The organism is Streptomyces sp. NPDC030991 (genome assembly GCF_055571235.1).
In genome coordinates, this window is sequence record NZ_JBVIFR010000022.1 from 77,514 (window position 1) to 99,524 (window position 22,011).

The window sequence follows — 22,011 nt, forward strand, 5'->3', positions numbered from 1 at the left end:
AAACACACATCACTCGGTTAGATGAGTGTGGACACCAGAACGCCCCGCACACCCTCGGGGGACCGCTCGTCGGGATTCGACGACGCTCCCGCGCTGAGCATGGTGAAGGTTCCATGCGACCCGGCGCAGGTCATCGTCAACCACGCGAGTTTCCGCGTGCAGCTTCCCAGGGCGCAGCAGACACAACTCCCGCGTATCTCACGGCACTTGAGCGCCATGGGCGTGGCCGGAGCCGCCGCGGCGACCACCCGCATCCCCGTCATCACGGCGGCCGGCACGCCCGGGGCCCGACGGCGCCCCGTCGTGATGAGCGGCGCCGGGGACCTCGCCGCCAGCGGGCTGTTGCAGTCCGCGCGCCGCGTGGGCGACCCCGGTGAGGTCGGTGACGGCGGTGCCACCCAGGTCATCCCGCGCGTCGACCTCGAAGGCGACCTCGCAGGCGGCCGGTACCCGGGAGACCCGGAAGAGACGTCCGTCGTCATCAACCCCCGCCAGGGCGACAGCGGCCCCGGCACCCGCATCCTGCCCCAGATGCGCCAGGCCGGCAGCGCCTTCGAGGAGACCGGCGAACTCCCTCGGTTCCCCTACGAGGACGAGGAGTTCGACGACCGGGACGAGGAGACGGCGAACGAGACCACCGCCGCCCGGCGCTACGGACCCGTCCGCCACGCCTACTACCCCGGCCGCCGGATGAACCTCGGCGTCGTCCTCCTCCCCCTCCGCGTCTTCCTCGGCTTCATCTCCATCTACGCGGGCATGGGCAAGCTCTGCGACCCCGTCTACTTCGACGGCGGCGAGCGCGGCTCCATGGTCAAGTGGCTGAACTCCCTGCACCCCTGGGCCCTCGCCGAACCCATGCGCGACTGGGCCCTTCAGCACCCCGTCGGCGCCGGACTCGTCATCGCCTTCCTCCAGGTCATCGTCGGCGTCCTCACCGTCCTCGGCCTGTGGCAGCGCATCGTCGCCGGTTTCGGCGCCCTGCTCTCCGCCGCGCTGCTCCTCACCGTCAGCTGGAAGACCGTCCCGGCCTACGACGCGCCCGACATCATCTACCTCGCCGCCTGGTCGCCGCTGATCATCGCCGGCGCCCCCGTCTACTCCATCGACGGACGCCTCGCCGGTGGCGCCTGGCGCCGCCTCGGGCCCCGCACCACCCTGTGGGACCTGCGCCGCTTCGTGCTGCGCCGCGGCACCGTCATCGCGACCCTCGTCATCGGCAGCACCCTGCTCATCGGTTCCCTGCTCGGCGGCGCCGTCCGCGACGCCGACCGCGTCACCGCGCCCGGCCCCGGCGACACCCCGCGCAACGAGATCCCCGGCTCCCCGCTGCCCTCCGAGCCCGGCCACAAGCAGCGCCACTCCAAGAGCACGTCGGCCTCCGGGTCGCCGACGCAGGGCTCCACCGCGAGCCCCTCGGGCGCGGCCGGCACGCCCGGCGCCACCCGCGACGCCACTACCGCCGGCGGCACCACGACCACGCCCACCCAGGGCGCCACGGCCGGCCAGGCGCCGCCGCGGCAGACCACGCCGCAGCAGCCGCCGGCCACCACCACAGGCGGCCCGACCTCCGGCGGCACGACCGGCGCCGGCACCGGCGGCTCCGACGGCGGCACCACCTCCACCGGCGGCAGCAGCAGCGGCGGTGGTGGCAGCAGCAGCGGCGGCTCCGACGGTGGCGGCGGCAGCAGCAGCGGTGGCGGCGGCAGCAAGCTCGTGGGCGGCCTGCTCGGCTGACCCGCCCTCCGACCCACCCACCTCGACGACGACGGGGCCTCGCACGAACCACGTGCGGGGCCCCGTCGTCGTCGAGGTGAGGCGGGAGAGTCTCAACGCCCTTGGGCGGCAAGCTCCTTGGCGGCTTCCCGCAGGTCCTTCGCCGTGTCGATGGCCCGCCAGTACGCGCCCTGCGGGATCGGGAAGCCGGCCAGCCGCTTGGCCCGGGCCAGCCGCGGGAACGTCGTGCGCTCGTGGTCCCCGAGGTCCGGCAGCAGGGAAGCGAACTCGGCGGCGAAGACGTAGAGACCCGCGTTGATCAGGAACGGCGACGGCGGGGCTTCCACGAAGTCCGTGATGTGGCCGAACGCGTCCGTCTCGACGGCGCCCCACGGGATACGCGGCCGGGCCAGCGCCAACGTGGCCGTCGCCTCCCGCTCATGATGGAAGTCAGCCATCTCACGCAGCGAGAAACGTGTCCAGATGTCCCCGTTCGTGGCGTACCAGGGGCGGTCCTGGTGCGGCAGATGACCGGCCGCGAACTTCAGGCCGCCGCCACGCCCCAGCGGCTCCTTCTCGACGACCGTCGTGACCCGCAGCGGCAGATCCGCCTGGGCCAGCCACTCCTGGAGGACCTCCGCGAGATGGCCGCACGACACCACCGCGTCGGTGACGCCCTCCTCGGCCAGCCACGTCAGCTGATGGCCGATGATCGGCGTCCCGGTACCGGGGATCTCCACCATCGGCTTCGGCCGGTCGTCGGTGTACGGGCGCAGCCGCGAGCCCTGACCGCCCGCCAGGACGACGGCCTGCGTCGGACGGTGGGAGTGGCGGTGGGGAGATGCGTGCGGGCCGTGCGCGGCCGGTTCGACGGTCGTCATGACCGGAACTGTACGTGCGCACGGCCCGCCAGGGCTGTCGAGGGCATGGCCGCGCTCAGGCGCGGAAGCCGGCCACCCCCGACGCGAACGAGGTGTCGCAGACCGGCCGCGCGTACGACTGGGCGCGGGCCGGACCGTAGGCCTGTACCGCGGCGCGGCCCAGGGCCTTCGCGATCGACATGCAATGCTTGGCGAGCGAGGGGCGTCGGTCGACCTCCTGCTGGAGATGGGTGAGCGCGATACCGGGGTTCTCCTCCTGAAGTTCCTGGAGGAGACGGTCGCGCAGAACGTCCTGGGGGGCGCGCGACTTGGCGCGCGCGGAGACGTCCTGTGAGGAAGCCGTGAGGATGGAGTCCGAGGAGCTCCCGGACCAGTTGACTCGGGTGACCGCGAGGGTCCCGGAGAGCACCAGCATCACCGGCAGGACGAACGCGAGCGTGCGGGCGGCGCGGCGGGCGGGGCCCTGGCCCCGGGCTCGGCGCGGCTTCTGGGTGTAGTCAGCGGAGTGCGTCACGCGAGTGAGCGTAGCGGTCAGTGATGATTTGGCGACATTTAGTCACTCGACCGAGGGACGGGCAACTAGGTTTCTTTGCCTACGCGTTGACGCCACTGGCCTATATGTCTTACTTGCCGGGGTATTTGTCGACACCGTAGGCGCACGCGAAGGGCCCCGCACCGAAGTGCGGGGCCCTTCGCGCGACCTGCTTCAGGGCTCGCCTCAGTCGGAGAGACGCTCACCCGTCGAGGTGGAGAACACGTGGGTCTCGCCCGGACGCGGCACGACGTGCAGCTGGGCGCCCTTCTCCGGCACCTGGCGGCCGTTGACCCGGACGACCAGGTCCTGGTGCTCGCCGCCGACCTGCGCCGCGCCGTACACGTAACCGTCGGCGCCGAGTTCCTCGACCACGTTCACCGAGACCGCGAGGCCCGCCGGGGCGTCCGAGGCGTCCTTGGTGAGGGTCCGCGCGGCCTCGCCACCGTGCTCGACGATGTCGAAGTGCTCCGGGCGGACGCCGACCGTCACCGTGGTGTCGCCCTTGTCGGAGGCGGCCTTGAGGGCCTCACGGTCGATCGGGACGACCGAGTTGCCGAACTTCACGCCGCCGTCGGTGATCGGGACCTCGACCAGGTTCATGGCGGGGGAGCCGATGAAGCCGGCGACGAAGAGGTTGTTCGGGCGGTCGTACATGTTGCGCGGGGTGTCGACCTGCTGGAGCAGACCGTCCTTGAGGACGGCGACGCGGTCGCCCATCGTCATGGCCTCGACCTGGTCGTGCGTGACGTAGACCGTGGTGATGCCGAGGCGGCGCTGGAGCGACGCGATCTGCGTACGGGTCGACACGCGGAGCTTGGCGTCGAGGTTCGACAGCGGCTCGTCCATGAGGAAGACCTGGGGCTCACGCACGATGGCGCGGCCCATCGCCACACGCTGACGCTGACCACCGGAGAGCGCCTTCGGCTTGCGGTCCAGGTACTCGGACAGGTCGAGGATCTTCGCGGCCTCCTCGACCTTCTGCCGGATCTCCGCCTTGTTCACACCGGCGATCTTGAGGGCGAAGCCCATGTTGTCGGCGACCGACATGTGCGGGTACAGCGCGTAGTTCTGGAACACCATGGCGATGTCCCGGTCCTTGGGCGGCAGGTGCGTGACGTCGCGGTCGCCGATACGGATCGCTCCGCCGTTGACGTCCTCCAGGCCCGCGAGCATCCGCAGGGAGGTCGACTTGCCGCAACCGGACGGGCCGACGAGGACGAGGAACTCGCCGTCCTCGATCTCGATCTCCAGGCCGTCGACGGCGGGCTTGGTGGACCCCGGGTAGACGCGGGTCGCCTTGTCGAACGTGACAGAAGCCATGGCTGTGAAGCCCCCTTCACCGGCAGGAACGTGCCGGACGATCCGTTGTAAAGGTGGGGCCGCCACGGCTCGTGCCACGGCGGCGTGAAGCACTGGTGTAGTCCACGCGGGTGAACTGATCGGACCGTACCCGGCAGGTGGGGACTCTGTCAGTAGCCCGGGACCTGTGAGTTTCGCCGAAGTTTTCGAGGGGAGGCCCGCCGGGTTGGTTACACTGCTCGGGCTGCCTCCTTAGCTCAGATGGCCAGAGCAACGCACTTGTAATGCGTAGGTCGTCGGTTCGAATCCGACAGGGGGCTCTGTGAAGCCCAGGGCGCGTCTCCGTGTGCCCTGGGCTTTTTTCTGTGGTCAGTGGCGGCCCGTGATGCGGTTCGCTGCCCTGGCCAGGCGGCTGGAGTCCGGGGTGTGGGTGGTGCGTTCGCGGTGGTCGGCGGCGTTGTAGGTGGCGTACATGCCGTGCACGCCGAGCCAGCGGAGGGGTTCGGGTTCCCACTTGCGGACCTTGTGGTTGACCCAGGGGAGCGCGGTGAGTTCGGTGGGGCCGCTCTGGCCGGAGTCCTGGCGGACGAGGTCGCGGAGGGTGCGGGCGGCGAGGTTGGAGGTGGCGACGCCGGAGCCGACGTAGCCGCCCGCCCAGCCGAGGCCGGTGGAGCGGTCGAGGGTGACGGTGGCGCACCAGTCGCGGGGGACGCCGAGGACGCCGGACCAGGTGTGGGTGACGGGGACGCCGGTGAGCTGGGGGAAGAGGCGGGTGAGGATGGTGGTGAGGGCCTCGACGGTGGCGGGGTGGGTCCGGCCGTCGTGGTCGGTGCGGGAGGCGTAGCGGTAGGGGCGGCCACGGCCGCCCAGAGCGATGCGGTCGTCGGCGGTGCGCTGTGCGTACATGTAGGCGTGGGCCATGTCGCCGAGGGTTTCGCGGCCCTCCCAGCCCAGGGAGTCCCACTGCTCGGGGGTGAGCGGCGCCGTGGCGATCATGGAGGAGTTCATGGGCAGCCAGGTGCGGCGGCGGCCTTTGAGGGACGCGGTGAAGCCCTCGGTGCAGCGCAGGATGTAGGGGGCGCGGACGGTGCCGTAGGGCGTGGTGGCGTGCTTGGGGCGGATGTCGGTGACGGGTGTGGACTCGTGGATGGTGACGCCGAGGTCCTCGACGGTGCGGGCGAGTCCCTTGAGGAGTTTCACGGGGTGCAGGCGGGCGCCGTGGGGGGTCCAGGTGGAGCCGACGGCGCCGGCGACGCGGACGCGGTCGGTCGTCTCGCGGGCGCCGTGGAGGGTGCGGTCCTTCTCGCCGTAGGTGAGTTCGGTGGCGTGGAAGGCTTTGAGACGGTTCAACTGGGCCGGTGTGTACGCCACTTCGAGGACTCCGCCGTGGTGGATGTCGGCGCGGATGTCCTCGGCGCGGGCCACGTCGATGACCTCCGCCACCGTCTCGTTCATGGCCTGTTGCAGGCGGACGGCCGCGTCGTGGCCGTGGAGGGCGGCGTAGCGGTCGCGGCCGGCGATGCCGTTGTAGAGCCAGCCGCCGTTGCGGCCGGAGGCGCCGTAGCCGCAGAACTTCTGTTCCAGGACGGTGATGCGGAGGTAGGGGGCGGCCTTCTTCAGGTAGTAGGCCGTCCACAGTCCCGTGTAGCCGCCGCCGACGATGACGATGTCGGCGTTCGCGTCTCCGGTGAGGGGCTCGCGGGCCCGTGGGATGCCGTCGTCGGCGTACCAGAACGATATGCCGCCGTTGACCGGACCTCGGCCGCCGCTGCCGGTGCTGTTCGCGCTGCTCATGGCGGTGGAGGGTACTGGGCGGGCCGGGTTCGCGGCAGGGGTCGGGCACGGCCCCGGCAAAGCGGGTAGCAGGCGAGGCCGGTGAGGAGCGAGGCGAGGTGGCCCAGGTCGGTGAAGGTGCGGCCGACGGCGAGCGGGGCGGCGTAGAGGGTGAGGATGACCGTCAGGTAGGCGTATCTCCAGGGGGCGGCGATGCGGTAGGTGAGGATGCCGATGCTGCCCGCGAGGGCGTAACTCACGCCGATGTCGAGGGTGTTGACGGAGGCGGCGGGGGCGTGGCCGTTGCGGATGGCCCAGAGGAGGGCGCCTTCGCTGATGAGCGTGGCGAGGACGTGCGCTGCGGCGACGACGGCGAGCCAGCGGGGGGTGCCGAGCCAGTGTTCGGTCGGGGCGTGGAAGAGGGTGTAGAGCAGCGCGTAGGGCCACCAGCTTCCGCCGTCGGTCCAGAGCGCGGAGGAGACGAGGACGCGGAGGGGGTGCTGGGAGAGTTCGTGCAGGTTGGTGGAGCGCTGGCGCAGGAAGTCGTGCTCGAAGTGGGGGTCCATGTGGTGCACGGCGACGGTCGTGACGAAGAGCGCGAGCAGCCAGAGGTACGTGCCGGGGGCGCGGCGGATGTACGACCACGCGGACGTGCGCAGGCGGCGGAGGAAAAGGCGCATGGTCGATTCAGGCACGTGGGCGGGGGCGGCGGCGTGATCGACATTCCGGAGTGGGCCGGGGATCGCCCGGCGGTCGGTGGGGTGCGGGTGGCGGTTAGCCTGCGGTCATGATTCGTAGCGCCACCCCTGCCGACGTGTCCGTCATCCACGCCATGGTGCGTGAACTCGCCGAGTACGAGCGTGCCCTGGACGAGGTCCACGCCTCGGAGGCGCAGTTGCGCGAGGCGCTGTTCGGGGAGCGGCCGGCGGCGTTCGCGCACATCGCCGAGGACGCCGGGAGCGGGGAGCCCGTCGGCTTCGCCCTGTGGTTCCTGAACTTCTCCACGTGGCGTGGGGTGCACGGGATCTACCTGGAGGACCTGTACGTCCGTCCGGAGGCGCGGGGCGGTGGCCACGGGAAGGCGCTGCTCGCCGAGTTGGCGCGGATCTGTGGGGAGCGCGGGTACGCGCGTCTGGAGTGGTCCGTCCTGAACTGGAACGAGCCGTCGATCGATTTCTACCGGGCGCTGGGCGCTCGCGCGCAGGACGAGTGGAGTGTGTACCGGCTGACGGGCGAGGCGTTGGACCGGCTCGGTTCCTAGCTTCGCACCTTAAAAGGTTCGTGGCTTCGTGGGTTCGTAGGTTTGTCGGGGCCGGGTCGGACGGTGTTCAGGGTTCCAGGACGACCTTGCCCGTGGTGCCGCGCGTTTCCAGGGCCCGGTGGGCGGCCGCCGCGTCGGCGAGGGGGAAGCGGTGCACGGCGGGGGTGAGGATCGCGCGGGCCGCGAGGTCGAGGGCGGCGAGTTCGAGGGTGCGGACCGGGTTGTCGCCGCCGGCCCTGCGCATCATCGCGGGGCCGAGAACCTGTTCCTGGACGAGACCGCGGCGGGTCCTTTCGGCCTCGTCCAGGAGCAGCGGACCGGCGGTGTCGCCGATGCCCTGGCCCGACCAGCCGAAGATGACGTGGTGGCCGCCGGGGCCGAGCAGGTCGAGGGCGGTGGCCGCAGCGGCGCCGCCCACCCCGTCGTAGAGGACCGTCGCCCGTGTGCCGCGCCGGTCGAGGAAGTCCCGCGCCCGGGCTGCCCAGTCGGCGGTTCTGTAGTCGAGGGCGAGGTCCGCGCCGCCCGCCGCCACCAGGGCCGTCTTCGCCGGGCCGCCCGCCAGGCCGATGACGGTGCCGCCCGCGTTCTGCACGTACTGGACGAGGAGGGTGCCGATGCCGCCGGCCGCCGCGGGGACGATCGCGACCGTCTCGGAGGTGGTCTCGGTGAAGTTGAGGATGCCCACGGCGGTGCGGCCGGTGCCGATCATGGCGACGGCCTGCGCGGCGTCCAGGTTCGGCGGGATCGCGTGCAGCCGGGCCGCGTCCGTCACGGCCAGCTCGGCGTAACCGCCGGGGACGAGACCGAGGTGGGCCGTGACCCTGCTGCCCAGCCAGGACGGGTCGGTGCCGGGGCCGAGCGACTCGACGGTGCCCGCGATCTCCCGGCCCGGGATCGTGGGCAGCTCCGGGAGCTGGGGCAGCGGACCCCGCAGGCCGGTGCGGAGCGCGGTGTCGAGCAGGTGCACACCGGCGGCCTCGACCGCGACGCGGACCTGGCCGGGGCCCGGCTCGGGGTCCTCGGTCTTCTCGTAGGTGAGGTTCTCGGCGGGGCCGAAGGCGTGCAGTCGGACGGCGTGCATGGGGCTCCCCCTCGGGGCTCGGGGCCGGCGGGACGCCGGGTGGTGGCTGCGTGACGCGACGGGCGCAACCAGTCGGGTGGGTGGTGGCTGGGCTGCCGGGCGGAGCGCCAGTCTTCGACCCCAAGCGCGGTTGAGGTCAAGGGCGGCCGGGGGAGTGGTCGAGGGGCGGGGCCGGGGTTGTCAGTGGAGGCGGGCAGCATGGGGGCATGGTGGACAGGAGTGGTGGGGCGGCGACGAAGGTGAAGAAGGCGCGGCGGCCGGAGGTGCGGCTGCCGCCGCTGGTGCCGTGGGAGGAGGGCGGCCGGCTCGAAGCGGACGGGGACTACGACGGGCTGGAGTTCGGCGGCACGGATCTCGGCGGGCAGGAGGGGGCCGGGGCGCGGTTCATGGACTGCGGGATCGAGGGGTGCGGCCTCGACGGGACCGGGCTGCGCCGCGCGCGGATCCTGGACTCCACGCTGACCGGCGTCCGGGGGGTGGGTACGGATCTCGCGGAGGCGACGCTGCGGGACGTGGTGGTGACGGACGCGCGGCTCGGCGGGGTCCAGTTGCACGGAGCCGTTCTGGAGCGGGTGGTCTTCCGGGGCGGCAAGATCGACTATCTGAACCTGCGCAAGGCGCGGCTGAAGGACGTCGTGTTCGACGGGTGTGTGCTGGTGGAGCCGGACTTCGCCGGTGCGCGCCTGGAGCGGGTGGAGTTTCCCGGCTGCGTGCTCAAGGGGGCGGACCTCACGGGTGTGACGATGTCCGACGTGGATCTGCGGGACGCGGCCGAGCTGGGGATCGCGCGGGGTGTGGACCGGCTGGGTGGGGCGGTGATCTCCCCGCCCCAGCTCTTCGACCTGGCACCGGCGTTCGCGGCACAGCTGGGGGTGCGGGTGGTGGGGTAGCGCGGCGAGCCGGGCCGGCGCGTACCCTCCCGAGCGGCGCCCGGGCCCCGGGTCCCGGGTCCGCCGCCGGTGGCTACCGCTTGTCCGGGACGCGGGGGAAGCGGGACTGGAGCTCCCAGATCGCCGGGTTGTCCGCCAGGTCCTCGTGCATGTCGCTGAGGTCGGCGATGAGATCGTGCAGGAAGTCCCGTGCCTCGCGGCGCAGTTCGGCGTGGGAGAAGGTCAGCGGCGGCTCGTGGCCGGGCATCCAGTCGGCCTCCACGTCGACCCAGCCGAAGCGGCGCTCGAAGAGCATGCGGTCCGTGGACTCGGTGAAGTCCAGGTCCGCGTAGAGCGGAGTGGCGCTGCGGCTGCCGCGCGGGTCGCGGTCCAGCTGCTCGACGATGTCGCAGAGCGCCCAGGCGAAGTCGAGGACGGGCACCCATCCCCAGGCTGTGGACAGCTCCCGGTCCGCCTTCGTGTCGGCCAGGTACACGTCGCCGCAGAACAGGTCGTGGCGCAGCGCGTGGACGTCCGCGCGGCGGTAGTCCGTCTGCGGCGGGTCCGGGAAGCGGCGGGAGAGGGCGTAACCGATGTCGAGCACGTAAGGATGGTGTCACGCCGCGGGGGGCCGCCCGTCCGGGTGGGGCACGGCAGCAGCAGCCGTTGTTTCTTCGCCGCGGGTCATGGCAGCGGCGCTGTTCCTTCGCCCCGGTGACGGCGCCCGTCCGCGCGGGTCATGGCAGCAGCCGCTGTTCCTTCGCCACGGCGACGGCGCCTGCCCGCGTGTCCACGCCGAGCTTGTCGTAGATCCGGCCGAGGTGCGTCTTGACCGTGGCCTCGCTGATGAACAGGGCCTTGGCGATCTCCCGGTTGCCCAGGCCGTGCGCGAGCTGGGCCAGGATGTCCCGCTCGCGGTCGGTGAGGGTGGGGCGCGGCTTGCGCAGGTTGGCCATGACGCGGCTGGCCACGGGCGCGGACAGGGTCGTACGGCCCTGCGCGGCGGCGTGGATCGCGGCGAACAGCTCCTCCGGGCGTTCGGCCTTGAGCAGGTAGCCGGTCGCGCCCGCCTCGATGGCGCGGGTGATGTCGGCGTCGGTGTCGTACGTGGTCAGGACCAGGACGTGCGGGCCGGCGCCGGGCCCGGACGTGAGGCGGCGGGTCGTCTCGACGCCGTCGATACCGGCGCCGAGCTGGAGGTCCATCAGGACCACGTCCGGGGTGAGCCTGGCGGCGAGTGCCAGAGCCTCCTCGCCGGTGCCCGCCTCGCCGACGACCTCGATGCCGTCGGCGCTGTCCAGGAGGGCGAGCAGCCCGGCGCGGACCACCACGTGGTCGTCGCAGAGGAGGGTACGGATCGCGGGCGCGGGGCTCGGGCCGGTCATGCGCGGAGTCCTTCGTCGAGGTGGGTCGGTGCGGGGTGCGACGGCGCCCCGGGGTTGGGGCCGGGTCCGGGGCGGGTGGCGCCGAGGAGTGTGGCGCGTGGCGGCGGGCGCGGCTAGGTCCGGGGCCGGACGGTGGCGCCGAGGGGCGTGGCGCGCGGTGCCGAGTGCGGCGGGGCCCGGGCCCGGACGGTGGCGCCGAGTGGTATCGCGCGCCGTCGCGGGGCGGGCCCGTCATGTCGCCCGGGGTGTCAGCGGGACGGCCGCCGAGAGGACCGTGCCCTCGCCGGGCGCCGATTCGATGGTCAGGGTTCCGCCGAGCTGGTGGACCCGGGCCCGGATCGCCGGGAGACCGTGGCCGCGTACCCCGGCGGGTGCGTCGGGCAGGGCCGCCGGGGCGAACCCGTGGCCGTCGTCGGCGATGTCCAGGACGACCTGGTCGTCGAGGAGCGTGAGGGTGAGCGCGGCGGTGGCGGCGCCGGAGTGCTCCCGTACGTTGGCCAGCGCGCCCTGCGCGATCCGCAGCAGCGCCGACTGGACCCGGTCGGACAGCGGCGGCGCGGGCCAGGCCGCGCCGACGGGGTCGATATGGACGCGGACCGCGAGGCGTTCGCCGGACTCGCGGGCGGCGACGGTGCGCAGCGCCTCCTCCAGGCCGTCGGCGCGGGCCAGGTCGGCGGGGGCCAGATCGTGCACGAACCGGCGCGCCTCGGTGAGGTTGTGCTCGGCGACGGACTCGGCGGTGCGTACGTGCGCGCGGGCCTTGCCCGGGTCGGACTCCCACACCCGTTCGGCCGCCTGCAACAGCATCTGCTGGCTGGACATGCCCTGCGCGAGGGTGTCGTGGATCTCCATGGAGAGACGCTGGCGCTCGGCGAGGGTGCCCTCGCGGCGTTCGGCGGCGGCCAGTTCGCGGCGGGTGCGGATCAGATCGTCGATGAGGGCGCGCTGCCGTACGGCCTGGCGCTGCATCTGGAGGAAGACGGCGGTGGCGATCACCACGACGGCGGGCGGCCCGAGCACCAGGTCCGGGTCCCAGCGCCCGGCCAGCCGCAGCTGGGCCGCGATGACCAGGCCGGTCAGCAGCGTCACCAGGACGAGCGCGGCGCGGGTGGGGAGCGTACGCAGCCCGGTGTAGAAGAGGGGCACCGCGCACCAGGCGAAGCTCGGGGCGAGCGCGACGAGCACCACCCACACCACGACCACGAGGGTCAGCCAGACCCGCTGCCGCGTCGTGGACCGCTCCGTGATGCCGCGGGCGAGGCCGGTGAGGTGGACGAGGGCCAGTACGGCGCAGAGCGCGATGATCCACGGGGTGCGGCCGCCGCCGGGGTGGCGCAGCAGGAAACGGGCGAGGGCGACGGCCAGCAGCAGGAAGAACGCGGCGTGCATGACGGTGGTGAGGCGACGCGTGTCCGCGTCGAAGCTCTCGTCGATCCGGCCGATGTGCGTCCGTTGGCTCTCGGGCACGGCCCCGCACCTCCGCTGGTTCTCGGGCACGGCCCCGCACCCCTCCTCTGCGTATTCATCGGCTCGATCCCTGGGGCTCCACCCCTGATACTCCGGCCCGGTCACGGCGGCCCTACGGCTCCGAGCTGGGCAAACACTTCCATTGTCACGGGGTTCCGCGCCCTCGGGGTCAACCGTTCGGATGACCCCGGTGTCGGCCGCTCGGCCCCCCGTGAGCAGCCGGAACGCCGACGGCCCTGGGCCGGTTCGGGACCCAGGCTTGAGAGCAGAAGGCCGCGGACAGCAACCCCGGCCCGCCCGGTCCCGCCCCACCCGTTTCCCACCCGTTTCCCCCAGCCTTTTCCCCACCGAACCGAGGAGTCCACCATGAAGAAGCTCTCCCGCCGCTCCACCGTCGTCACCAGCGGTGCCGTGCTCGCCGCCGTCGCCGCCGGTACGTTCGGCGCCGTCTCCGCGAACGCCTCGGCCCCGGCCTCCCCGGCCGCCGCCTCCGCCGCCGCCAAGAGCGGCACCACGATGTCGACCACGCACCTGACGCTGGCCTCCGCCACCAAGGCCGCCGAGGCCGCGATCGACGCCGCGAAGAAGGAGAACCAGAAGGTCTCCGTCGCGGTCGTCGACCGCGACGGCAACACCATCCTGACGCTGCGCGGCGACGGCGCGGGCCCGCAGGCGTACGAGGCGGCGGAGAAGAAGGCGTTCACCGCCGTCTCCTGGAACGCCCCGACGTCCGAGCTGGCCAAGCGGCTGGACAAGGCGCCGACCCTGAAGGACATCCCCGGCACGCTGTTCCTCGGCGGCGGCGCCCCGGTGGCTGTCAAGGGCGCCCCGGTCGCGGGCATCGGTGTGGCCGGCACGCCCTCCGGCGACCTGGACGAGAAGTTCGCCCAGGCCGGTGTGGCCGCGCTCGGCAAGTAACCCCGAAGGTTCCCGCCCCACGCGAACCCGGCGGCGCACGGCTCCCCGTACCGTGTGCCGCCGGCCCTTCCCCACCTCCCCACCTCCCCGCCTCCCCGCCCTCCCCGTACGTTCCCGAGCGCGCCCCCTGGAGTACCGCCATGCCGTCCCTCAGCGAAGCCGACCGCGCCCTGCTGACCGCCGCCGGACAGGGGGACGCCGACTCCGTGCGCGCCGCCCTCGCCGCCGGGGCCCGCGTTGAGGCTCGCGACGCGCACCGCCGCACCCCGCTGCTGCTCGCGGCCCTCGGGGACCACGTACCGGCCGCCGAGGCGCTGCTCGCCGCGGGCGCCGACCCGGACGCGCAGGACGACCGCGACGACAGCGCCTGGCTGGTCACCGGCGTCACCGGCAGCGTCGCCATGATGCGGACGCTGTTGCCCGCGCGGCCCGGCCTGAAGGTCACCAACCGGTTCGGCGGCATCGCCATCATTCCGGCCTCCGAGCGCGGCCACGTCGACTACGTACGGGCCCTGCTGCGCGAGACCGACATCGACGTCGACCACGTCAACCGCCTCGGCTGGACCGCACTGTTGGAGGCCGTGATCCTCGGTGACGGCGGGCGCGCGCACCAGGAGATCGTGGAGCTGCTGATCACGGCGGGCGCCACGCCGGACCTCCCGGACGGCGACGGCGTCACCGCCCTGGAACACGCCGAGCGGCGCGGTTTCACGGAGATCGCCGGTCTGCTGCGGGCTGTCCGGTGAAGCACCGCCCGGGCAGCCGCCGCCCGGGCGCCCTACGGCACGGACATAAAGGAGCAATAGGATCACGGCGTGCGCACCCCCCGCCCCCTCACCCTCCTGCCCCTCCTCCTGGCCCTCGTCGCCGTACCCGCCTGCTCCGGCGGGGTCCATGGCACCCCGGGCGCCGCGGGCCTGCGCGACCCGTACTTCCCGAAGCTCGGCAACGGCGGCTACGACGTCACCCACTACGCCCTGGACCTCTCCTACGACCCGGGGACGCACCGCCTCACCGGCGAGGCCGGGATCACCGCGACCGCCCGCCAGGACCTCAGCGCGTTCGACCTCGACCTCAAGGGGCTGACGGTGGACGGGGTCACCGTCGACGGGAAGCGCGCCGCGGGCAGCCGCGCCGGGCAGGAGCTGAGGGTCCGCCCGGCGGACGAACTGCCGGCGGGCAGCACGTTCCGCACCACCGTCCGCTACTCCGGCGAGCCCGTCACGATCACCGACCCGGACGGCTCAGAGGAGGGCTGGCTGCGCACCGCCGACGGCGCGCTCGCCCTCGGCGAACCCACCGGCTCCATGGCCTGGTTCCCCGGCAACCACCACCCCTCCGACAAGGCGACGTACGACATCACGGTCACCGTCCCCAAGGGCGTACAGGCCGTCTCCAACGGTGAGTTGGAGAGCGAGCGCGCGTCGGCCGACGGTCGGCGCACCACCTGGTCCTGGCATGTCGCGCAGCCCATGGCGAGCTATCTCGCGACCGTCGCCGTCGGAAAGTTCCGGACGAAGAGGTCGACGACACCGTCCGGCCTGCCCGTGTACACGGCGGTCGACCCGGCCGAGGCGAAGGCGAGCGCGAAGGTCCTGGCCAAGCTCCCCGAGGTGGTCGCGTGGGGGACGAGGACGTTCGGCGCGTACCCGTTCTCCTCGACCGGCGTGATCATCGACCGCGGCGGCGACGCGGAGTACGCCCTGGAGACCCAGAACCGGCCCGTCTTCCCCGGCGCGCCCGACCTCACCACGCTGGTCCACGAGGTGGCACACCAGTGGTACGGCGACTCGGTCACCCCGAAGTCGTGGCGGGACATGTGGCTCAACGAGGGGTTCGCGACGTACGCGGAGTGGCTGTGGGCCGAGGACCACGGCGGCGCCACCGCCCGGCGGGCCTTCGACACCCTGTACGCGCGCCCGGCGGACGACGCCGTCTGGGCCTTCCCGCCCGCCGACCCGCCCACCGCCGCGCAGCTCTCGGACGCGCCCGTCTACCAGCGCGGCGCGATGGTCCTGCACAAGGTTCGCGAGACGATCGGCGACCGGAATTTCCGTGTGCTGCTGCGAAGTTGGCCCGCCGACCACCGGTACGGGAACGCGGACACCGAGGAGTTCACGGCGTACGCCGAGAAGAAGAACCCCGGCAAGGCGACAGCGCTCGGGAAGATCTGGGACGTGTGGCTGTACGGGGACGGCAAGCCGAAGCGGAGCTGATCACGGCACGAGCGGCTTCCGCAGCACCCGGCACGGGCGGCCCCGTCGCGTGTCCGCGCGGCGGTCGATCTCCTCGTACCCCAGGGCTGTCCAGAAGGCGAGAGCCCCGGGGTCGGTGTCGAGCACGGCGAGCCGCACGCCGGTCCGCCCCGCCCCGCGGAACCGGTCCTCCAGGGCCAGCGCCAACGCACGCCCGTACCCCTGGCGTTGGCGCTGCGCGGCGATCATCAGCAGGCCGATCCATGGGTCCGCGTCGGCCGGGTCCGCGTCGGCCGGGTCAGGGTCGGCCGGGTTCGGGTCGGCGGGATCCGGGTGCTGTTCGAGCGTCACGGCGATCCCCGCGAGCCGCCCCCCGGCCCGCGCGAGCAGTACCTCCGCGCCGGGCCGCGCCAGCTCGTCGGCGAGCGCGACCGCGACCTGCCCGGTGGTGATGGCGTCCGGGTCGGGGAAGTCGCCGCTCAGGGCGGAGAACTCCCGGTTGTCGGCGTACAGCTCGGTCACCTCGGTGAGCACTTCGCCGGGCAGGGAGTGGTCGGGGCCGGGGTCGAGCGGTTCGAGGATCATGGGGCGAGCGTAGGGAGTCCCGTAAACGCGTTGCGCGAGCGGCGCGCGGCCGTCCAGGATCCGGGCATGACCTCGACCGTGTTCGTTCCGCGCCCGCTGTCCGCCGCCGTCCCGGCGCGGCGACAGCAGCGGTCCGTCCGGTGCCGGAGGCCGATCCCGCGCCCCGCGTGAGCGAGGCCCTGGTCGCGGGGTTGCTCGCCGGATACGGCGTCGCCGTACCGGTCGGCGCGATCGCGGCCTACCTGGTGTCCCTGACGGCCCGGACGAATCTGCGGACCGGTTCCTGCGCCGCGCTCGGTGTCGCCACGGCGGACGGGCTCTACGCCCTGGTCGCCGTCGCCGGTGGCGCCGCGCTCGCCCCGCTGATCCGGACCGTGCGCACGCCGCTGAGCTGGGGCGCGGCCGCCGTACTGCTGGCTCTGGCCGCGCATGGCGCCGTACGGGCGGTCCGCGGGCGGCACGCGCCCCGCCCGCCCGAGCCCCGACTCGCGGCTTCCCGCGCCTACGTGGGGCTCCTCGGCCTCACCCTGCTCAACCCCATGACCGTGCTCTACTTCGCCGCGCTCGTCGTCGGCGGCGGACAGACAAGCGGCGGGATCGCCCCGCGCGTCGCGTTCACCGTGGCCGCGTTCGCCGCGTCGGCCAGCTGGCAGCTGCTGCTCGCGGGCGGCGGCGCACTGCTCGGCCGGGCGCTGACCGGCGCCCGGGGACGGCTGGTGACGGGGCTCGCGTCGAGCGCGCTGATCGCGGCTTCGGCGGTCCGCCTCGTCCTGACGGGGTGACGAGGTGACCGGGCGTCCGGGGGTGGGGGCCCGACCCCCGGACGCCCGGCAACGGCGGACGGCCCCCGGACACGGCGGACGGCCCCCGGCAACAACGGACGGCCCCCGGACACGGCGGACGGCCCCCGAAAACGGCGGACGGGCCCCAGGCACACCGCACGCGGCGCGCCCGAGACCCGTCCCGGCACCCGGAGAAGTCAGGCTCGGAGGTCTCCCTCGTCCCGGACGATCAGACGTTGACGCCGAAGTCCTGGGCGATGCCGGTGAGGCCCGACGCGTAGCCCTGGCCGACCGCGCGGAACTTCCACTCCGCCCCGTTCCGGTACAGCTCGCCGAAGACCATCGCCGTCTCGGTGGCCGCGTCCTCGGAGAGGTCGTAGCGGGCGATCTCGGCGCCGCCGGCCTGGTTCACGATGCGGATGTACGCGTTGCGGACCTGGCCGAAGTTCTGCGTGCGGGTCTCCGCGTCGTAGATCGAGACCGGGAAGACGATCTTGTCGACGTCGGCGGGCAGCGCCTCCAGGTTGACGTTGATCGCCTCGTCGTCGCCCGCACCCTCACCGGAGCGGTTGTCGCCGGTGTGGACGATGGACTGGTCCGGCGTCTGCTTGTTGTTGAAGAACACGAAGTGGGCGTCCGAGTAGACCTTGCCCTGCGTGTTCACCGCGATCGCCGAGGCGTCGAGGTCGAAGTCGGTGCCGGTGGTGGTGCGGACGTCCCAGCCGAGGCCCACGGTGACGGCCGTCAGGCCCGGAGCCTCCTTGGTGAGCGAGACGTTGCCACCCTTGGACAGGCTTACTGCCATTGCGGGAGTCCCTTCCTTCGTGAAGTCGTGCGTGCGTAGCCGAAGCTACTCGTACCCCTATGAACGCGGAGCGGGTACCGGAGGTTCCAGGTCCCTTTACTTTCTTTACCCGGCTGTTCCCCATCACAGGCCGGGGGGAAAACCGCGTGACTCGGCGGCGCGGGCACGCGACCATGGACACATGTCCGGTCCTTATCCCATCCGCGGTTCGGTCGTCCTTCCGGAGGCCGAGCTTCTCTGGCGTTTCTCGCGGTCGTCGGGGCCGGGCGGCCAGCACGTGAACACCACCGATTCGCAGGTGGAGCTGCGGTTCGACCTGGCGGCCACGAAGGCGCTGCCCGAGGTGTGGAAGGCGCGGGCGCTGGAGCGGCTCGCGTCGCGGCTCGTGGATGGTGTCGTCTCCGTGCGGGCCTCCGAGCACCGTTCGCAGTGGCGCAACCGGGAGACCGCGGCGACCCGCCTCGCGGCGCTGCTGGCGGAAGCGACGGCTCCGCCGCCGAAGCAGCGCCGGGCCACGCGGATCCCGCGCGGGATCAACGAGCGGCGGCTGCGGGAGAAGAAGGCGCGCTCGGAGACGAAGCGGGGCCGCTCCGCGCGGGACTGGTAGGCGGTCACGGGGGTGCCGCCTACCGGTCCGGCGCGGGGTGCGGTCCGGTAGGGCTCCCCGCGCGGTTCCCCGCGCCCCTGGGACGCACATTGCGTGTGCGTCCCAGGGGCGCGGGGGCGTTCAGCTCAGGCCCCGGTACTTGCCCCGGAAATAGGTCAGCGGGCCCCCGTCCGGGCTCGGCAGGGACGCGCTGAGGACCCGGCCGATCACCAGGGTGTGGTCGCCCGCGGGCACCAGCTGTTCCGTGCGGCACTCCACCGTGGCCAGCGCCCCGCCGACCAGCGGAGCGGCGGTGTGTTCGCCGCGTACGTAGGGGATGTCCTCGAAGAGGAGCCGGTCGCTGATGCGGCCCTTCATGGCGAACCGGCCGGCGATGTGGCTCTGCGACTCCGAGAGGAGCGAGACCGCCCACAGGGGCTGGTCGTCGAGCAGGTCGTCCATGCGGGAGCCGTTGCGCAGCGACACCAGGACCAGGGGCGGCTCCAGCGAGACCGACATGAACGCGGTCACCGTCATACCGGCGTCCTCGCCGACGGGCCCGTCGGGGTCGAGCGCGGCCTCGTGCGCGGTCAGCAGGACGACACCCGAGGCGAGACGGGAGAGGGCGGCGCGGAACTCGTCGGTGCTCACCCCCTCAGGATGCCCGGCGGACAGCTCCGGGGACGGGATGTGGGAGGCGGGGGAGGGGTCGGCGGGCGTGGCAGGGGAAGTCTTCAACACCCTTCAGACGCTAACCTCGTTCCCGGGCGCCTCGCATCGGGCCGATGGCCGAGACGAGGCCCGGGGCAGGACCTAGGTCTTCCGGCCCGCGATCCTACGGCCCGCGCTCTTCCGGCCTCGCGCGCGACCGTCACGCAAAGCGGGCTCACAGGCTTTCCCCTGAATCTCTCTTCAATCCCCCCTTGTCACCTGTGACTTGAGTCACAGGAGCCATATTTTGTTGACCCTGTGTACCGAGTGGGCAGCTCGCTGTGATTCAGTGGCGTTGATACTGCGAGATGAACGTGCTCATGCACGTGCGCGTAGAGAGCCGATCAGAATTCTGGAGTGCTGTCGAGGTCTCGGGGAGAACTGAGCATGGAGACCGAGTCGGAGCCGTACGTCCGTCTTGCGACCCTGCATCAGCTGCATCAAGTGATGGCGGACATGAACACCGCCCGCAGTCTGGCCGACACCTTGCAGACCGTCGCCGACGGCGTGGTCAACGGGCTCGGTTACGAGCTGGCCTGCGTCAACCTCGTCCGCCCCGACGGTGACCTGGTCGTCGCCGCCTTCGCAGGGAACTCGGCCGCGGAGGCCCTCATCACCGGCCGCGTCGGCTCACGCGACTCCTGGGACCGCCGCCTGAGCATGGGCGAGGCATGGGGCGAGCTGCGCTTCATCCCGTACACCGAGGGCTGGGTCCTCGACGAGGACGACGTGCCGCAGTGGTTCACCGACGGGCCGCCGCCCCGCTTCGACGACGAGTGGCACCCCTCCGACCGCCTCTTCGCCCCCATGTACGCGACCGGCGCCGCCGGCGGCGAACTGCTCGGCGTGATCTCCGTCGACCGCCCGCGCAACGGACGCAGGCCCGGCGCCTGGGGCCGCGAGGCGCTCCAGATGTACGCCTTCCAGGCCGCCATCGCGATCAGCAACGCCCGCCTGCGGGCCAACATGCAGCGCGCCCTGGTCCGGCTCGAACGGGAGCAGCAGGCCCTGCGCGCCAGCGAGGAAAGCTTCCGGCAGGCCTTCGAGTACGCGCCATCCGGGATGGCCGTCGCCGAGATGGGCGGTGACCAGCACGGACGGATCCTGCGGACCAACGACGCGCTGTGCCGCCTCCTCGGCCGCCCCGCCTCCGCGATGCGCCGCTACTCCTTCGCCGACCTCGTGCACGCGGAGGACATAGGCACCCTGCTGCGCACCTCCGCCGAGGGCGGGCGCGCCGAGCTGCGGCTCGCCCGGCGCGACGGGACGTACGTCTGGGTGAGCCTGCGCAACTCCGTGGTCGCCGACGCCACCGACGGGCCCCGCTTCCTGCTCACGCACGTCGAGGACATCGAGGAGCGCAAGCGCCGCGAGCTCCAGCTCGCCCACCGCGCCTCGCACGACTCCCTCACCGGCCTGCCGAACTCGGCGGAGCTGCGCGCCCGCCTCTCCGCCCGGCTGTGCCGCCGCCCGCAGGAGACGGGCAGGCCGAGCGCCGTCGACTCGCTCGACGCGGCCTACGGCGACCACCGCGCCTCCGACTCCAACGGGCACGGCTTCGACTTCGCCTCCTCGCTCCCCGTCCCGGCCCAGTCCGGCCTCTACGACGGGTTCGACGGCTTCGACCACCACGTGCACCTGACCGCCCCCGAGAGCCCCGACGGGACGGTGTCGGAGGCCGACGACGGCACGAAGGGGCTCGCGGTCCTCTTCTGCGACCTCGACGGCTTCAAGTCGATCAACGACCGGTTCGGGCACAACGCGGGCGACGCCGTCCTCATCGAGGTCGCCCGCAGGCTGAGCAGCGGCGTACGGGACGGGGACACGGTCGCCCGGCTCGGCGGCGACGAGTTCGTGGTGCTCGCCGACGGACTCGGCCGCGCGGACGCGCAGGATCTGGCCGTCCGGCTGCGGAACGCCATTATTCCGCCGATTCGTGTGGACGGCCGCGCCGTGCGTGTCGGGGCCAGTTTCGGCATCGGCTGGGCCCACTGCGGGATGACGGCGGAGGAAGTGCTCAGCTCCGCTGACCAGCGGATGTACGTGGAGAAGAGGTCCCGGGCCAAGCAGCACAGGCGGGCCGGCTGACCGGCAGGGTCGGCTCGATTCCCAGGTTTCGGTGAGGTCAAGGCCACGTCTTGCGGTCACTCGCAGCGGGTACGCTCGCCCCGGTAAGCAAACGTGTAGGGAGTGATCAGGGATGGCGCCCGGCAACAACGGCGCGAGCACCACGCCCGAGGACGACGATCCGTTCGGCTATCTGTACGCCGACGGACAGGCGGCCGGGGCGACCCCGCCCAACGGCGGGGGTGGCGGCTACGGCTATCCGAATCCCCGCTCCTCGTACCACCACGTCCGCACGGTCGGCGAGCGCCAGTACGGCGGACAGCAGCAGGTGCCGCAGCAGCAACAGCAGCAACAGCAGACGGCCGCGTACAACCAGCCGAACGGCTACTACCAGGCGCCCGAGACGCTGCCCGGCGGTGGCGCCCCCACGCAGCCGGGCCCGCCGAGGCCCGCGCGCGGCGGTGGCGGCCGGGGCCGTGGGCCGAACACCAAGGCGCTGCTGATCGGCGCGGTCGCCGTCGTGGCGGCCGTGGTGATCGGTATCGGTGTCGCCATGCTGAGCAACGGCTCGGACGACGACAAGCCCGAGGCCGGCGGCCAGCCGTCCGGCGACTCGCAGACGGTGGAGCCGAGCACGACGCCCTCCACGTCGGCGACGGCCGACCCGGTCGACCTGCCCAAGACCGACGCGAAGGCGCTGAAGCTGGCCGGCGGCACCGCCACCGCGTCCGACGTGGATGGCGCGAAGGCGGCGGGCGGGGTGTATGTCGCCGGGTTCAACAAGGTGGGCGCGAGCCTGACCTGGACCGTCAGCAACATCCCGAAGGACGGCGCGTACCGGCTGTACGTGAACTACGGCGTGCCCGGCACGGCATCCGACGCCACGATCAACGTGAACGGGACGAAGCAGTCCCGGCCCCTGAACATGGGGAACTTCGCCCACGCCAAGGAAGGCGACTGGGCGAAGGGCTGGACGAACACGTGGGCCATCGTCCAGCTCACCAAGGGGACCAACGCGATCGCGGTCTCCTGCGAGCAGGGCAACAAGTGCGACGCCAACATCGACCAGATGTGGCTCGCCAAGAACTGACGCCCCCG

General features: G+C 72.6%; 22 protein-coding genes and 1 tRNA gene. 11 read left to right on the forward strand and 12 right to left on the reverse strand.

The features are described from left to right. Nucleotides 1–27: 27 nt before the first annotated feature. Nucleotides 28–1,734 (forward strand): DoxX family protein, encoded by a 1,707-nt coding sequence (locus ACZ45E_RS32050; RefSeq protein ID WP_468227655.1) that lies wholly within the window; start codon nt 28–30, stop codon nt 1,732–1,734. Between the two features lie 92 nt (nt 1,735–1,826). Here ACZ45E_RS32050 and ACZ45E_RS32055 read toward each other — a convergent pair whose 3' ends face one another. The 3 genes from ACZ45E_RS32055 to ACZ45E_RS32065 form a co-directional block, all read right to left on the reverse strand. Beyond that, nucleotides 1,827–2,594 (reverse strand): nucleotidyltransferase family protein, encoded by a 768-nt coding sequence (locus tag ACZ45E_RS32055; protein ID WP_468227513.1) that lies wholly within the window; start codon nt 2,592–2,594, stop codon nt 1,827–1,829. A gap of 55 nt (nt 2,595–2,649) precedes the next feature. Further along, a complete protein-coding gene (locus ACZ45E_RS32060; RefSeq protein ID WP_468227515.1) occupies nt 2,650–3,108 on the reverse strand; it encodes a hypothetical protein in 459 nt (152 codons plus the stop codon). Nucleotides 3,109–3,312: 204 nt separating this feature from the next. Further along, a complete protein-coding gene (locus ACZ45E_RS32065) occupies nt 3,313–4,449 on the reverse strand; it encodes an ABC transporter ATP-binding protein (RefSeq protein ID WP_468227518.1) in 1,137 nt (378 codons plus the stop codon). A 225-nt stretch (nt 4,450–4,674) separates the two neighbouring features. On the opposite strand from ACZ45E_RS32065, the gene ACZ45E_RS32070 reads away from it, so the two are divergent. After that, nucleotides 4,675–4,748, forward strand: a tRNA-Thr gene (locus tag ACZ45E_RS32070). A 49-nt stretch (nt 4,749–4,797) separates the two neighbouring features. Here ACZ45E_RS32070 and ACZ45E_RS32075 read toward each other — a convergent pair. Both ACZ45E_RS32075 and ACZ45E_RS32080 read right to left on the reverse strand, forming a co-directional pair. Further along, nucleotides 4,798–6,222: an NAD(P)/FAD-dependent oxidoreductase gene (locus ACZ45E_RS32075; protein WP_468227520.1), complete on the reverse strand. Its 1,425-nt coding sequence runs from the start codon at nt 6,220–6,222 to the stop codon at nt 4,798–4,800. Further along, a complete protein-coding gene (locus tag ACZ45E_RS32080) occupies nt 6,219–6,881 on the reverse strand; it encodes a rhomboid-like protein (protein WP_468227523.1) in 663 nt (220 codons plus the stop codon). The genes ACZ45E_RS32075 and ACZ45E_RS32080 overlap by 4 nt, the downstream gene beginning before the upstream one ends. 107 nt (nt 6,882–6,988) lie before the next feature. Here ACZ45E_RS32080 and ACZ45E_RS32085 point away from each other — a divergent pair, with 107 nt between their 5' ends. Then, entirely contained in the window at nt 6,989–7,462 is a 474-nt protein-coding gene (locus ACZ45E_RS32085; RefSeq protein ID WP_468227526.1) for a GNAT family N-acetyltransferase, read from the forward strand. Nucleotides 7,463–7,529: 67 nt separating this feature from the next. Here the strand turns inward: ACZ45E_RS32085 and ACZ45E_RS32090 are convergent, their stop codons facing one another. Next, nucleotides 7,530–8,543, reverse strand: a complete 1,014-nt coding sequence (locus ACZ45E_RS32090) for a zinc-binding dehydrogenase (protein ID WP_468227529.1) — start codon at nt 8,541–8,543, stop codon at nt 7,530–7,532. Nucleotides 8,544–8,749: 206 nt separating this feature from the next. Between ACZ45E_RS32090 and ACZ45E_RS32095 the strand changes: the two genes are divergently transcribed. Continuing rightward, nucleotides 8,750–9,433 carry a pentapeptide repeat-containing protein gene (locus ACZ45E_RS32095; RefSeq protein ID WP_468227532.1) on the forward strand — a complete coding sequence of 228 codons (684 nt, stop codon included), beginning with the start codon at nt 8,750–8,752 and terminating at the stop codon, nt 9,431–9,433. A 73-nt stretch (nt 9,434–9,506) separates the two neighbouring features. Here the strand turns inward: ACZ45E_RS32095 and ACZ45E_RS32100 are convergent, their stop codons facing one another. The 3 genes from ACZ45E_RS32100 to ACZ45E_RS32110 all read right to left on the reverse strand — a co-directional run bounded on the left by ACZ45E_RS32100 (nt 9,507) and on the right by ACZ45E_RS32110 (nt 12,186). Continuing rightward, nucleotides 9,507–10,016, reverse strand: coding sequence for a hypothetical protein (locus tag ACZ45E_RS32100; RefSeq protein ID WP_468227535.1), 510 nt, complete (start codon nt 10,014–10,016; stop codon nt 9,507–9,509). A gap of 133 nt (nt 10,017–10,149) precedes the next feature. Beyond that, on the reverse strand, nt 10,150–10,797 hold the full coding sequence (locus tag ACZ45E_RS32105; RefSeq protein ID WP_468227538.1) for a response regulator: 648 nt from the start codon (nt 10,795–10,797) through the stop codon (nt 10,150–10,152). Between the two features lie 231 nt (nt 10,798–11,028). After that, a complete protein-coding gene (locus tag ACZ45E_RS32110; protein ID WP_468227657.1) occupies nt 11,029–12,186 on the reverse strand; it encodes a sensor histidine kinase in 1,158 nt (385 codons plus the stop codon). A gap of 444 nt (nt 12,187–12,630) precedes the next feature. Between ACZ45E_RS32110 and ACZ45E_RS32115 the strand changes: the two genes are divergently transcribed. From ACZ45E_RS32115 to ACZ45E_RS32125, 3 genes are all read left to right on the forward strand, one after another. Then, nucleotides 12,631–13,182, forward strand: coding sequence for a GlcG/HbpS family heme-binding protein (locus tag ACZ45E_RS32115; protein ID WP_468227541.1), 552 nt, complete (start codon nt 12,631–12,633; stop codon nt 13,180–13,182). A gap of 140 nt (nt 13,183–13,322) precedes the next feature. Next, nucleotides 13,323–13,928 carry an ankyrin repeat domain-containing protein gene (locus ACZ45E_RS32120; protein WP_468227544.1) on the forward strand — a complete coding sequence of 202 codons (606 nt, stop codon included), beginning with the start codon at nt 13,323–13,325 and terminating at the stop codon, nt 13,926–13,928. A 69-nt stretch (nt 13,929–13,997) separates the two neighbouring features. Beyond that, nucleotides 13,998–15,398, forward strand: a complete 1,401-nt coding sequence (locus ACZ45E_RS32125; protein WP_468227546.1) for a M1 family metallopeptidase — start codon at nt 13,998–14,000, stop codon at nt 15,396–15,398. On the opposite strand, the gene ACZ45E_RS32130 is transcribed toward ACZ45E_RS32125, so the two are convergent. Further along, a complete protein-coding gene (locus tag ACZ45E_RS32130; protein WP_468227549.1) occupies nt 15,399–15,962 on the reverse strand; it encodes a GNAT family N-acetyltransferase in 564 nt (187 codons plus the stop codon). It lies immediately after the preceding gene. A 167-nt stretch (nt 15,963–16,129) separates the two neighbouring features. Here ACZ45E_RS32130 and ACZ45E_RS32135 point away from each other — a divergent pair, with 167 nt between their 5' ends. After that, complete coding sequence (locus ACZ45E_RS32135; protein WP_468227551.1) at nt 16,130–16,744, forward strand: LysE family transporter; 615 nt, start codon at nt 16,130–16,132, stop codon at nt 16,742–16,744. A 229-nt stretch (nt 16,745–16,973) separates the two neighbouring features. Here the strand turns inward: ACZ45E_RS32135 and ACZ45E_RS32140 are convergent, their stop codons facing one another. Continuing rightward, complete coding sequence (locus tag ACZ45E_RS32140) at nt 16,974–17,549, reverse strand: TerD family protein (RefSeq protein WP_468227554.1); 576 nt, start codon at nt 17,547–17,549, stop codon at nt 16,974–16,976. A 181-nt stretch (nt 17,550–17,730) separates the two neighbouring features. Between ACZ45E_RS32140 and arfB the strand changes: the two genes are divergently transcribed. Further along, nucleotides 17,731–18,156 carry an alternative ribosome rescue aminoacyl-tRNA hydrolase ArfB gene (gene arfB, locus ACZ45E_RS32145; protein WP_468227557.1) on the forward strand — a complete coding sequence of 142 codons (426 nt, stop codon included), beginning with the start codon at nt 17,731–17,733 and terminating at the stop codon, nt 18,154–18,156. A 120-nt stretch (nt 18,157–18,276) separates the two neighbouring features. Here the strand turns inward: arfB and ACZ45E_RS32150 are convergent, their stop codons facing one another. Further along, nucleotides 18,277–18,876, reverse strand: a complete 600-nt coding sequence (locus ACZ45E_RS32150; protein WP_468227560.1) for a flavin reductase family protein — start codon at nt 18,874–18,876, stop codon at nt 18,277–18,279. Nucleotides 18,877–19,233: 357 nt separating this feature from the next. Here ACZ45E_RS32150 and cdgB point away from each other — a divergent pair, with 357 nt between their 5' ends. Continuing rightward, complete coding sequence (gene cdgB, locus ACZ45E_RS32155) at nt 19,234–20,934, forward strand: diguanylate cyclase CdgB (protein ID WP_468227563.1); 1,701 nt, start codon at nt 19,234–19,236, stop codon at nt 20,932–20,934. 112 nt (nt 20,935–21,046) lie between these two features. Beyond that, entirely contained in the window at nt 21,047–22,003 is a 957-nt protein-coding gene (locus tag ACZ45E_RS32160; RefSeq protein WP_468227566.1) for a carbohydrate-binding protein, read from the forward strand. The last annotated feature ends 8 nt before the right edge of the window (nt 22,004–22,011 follow it).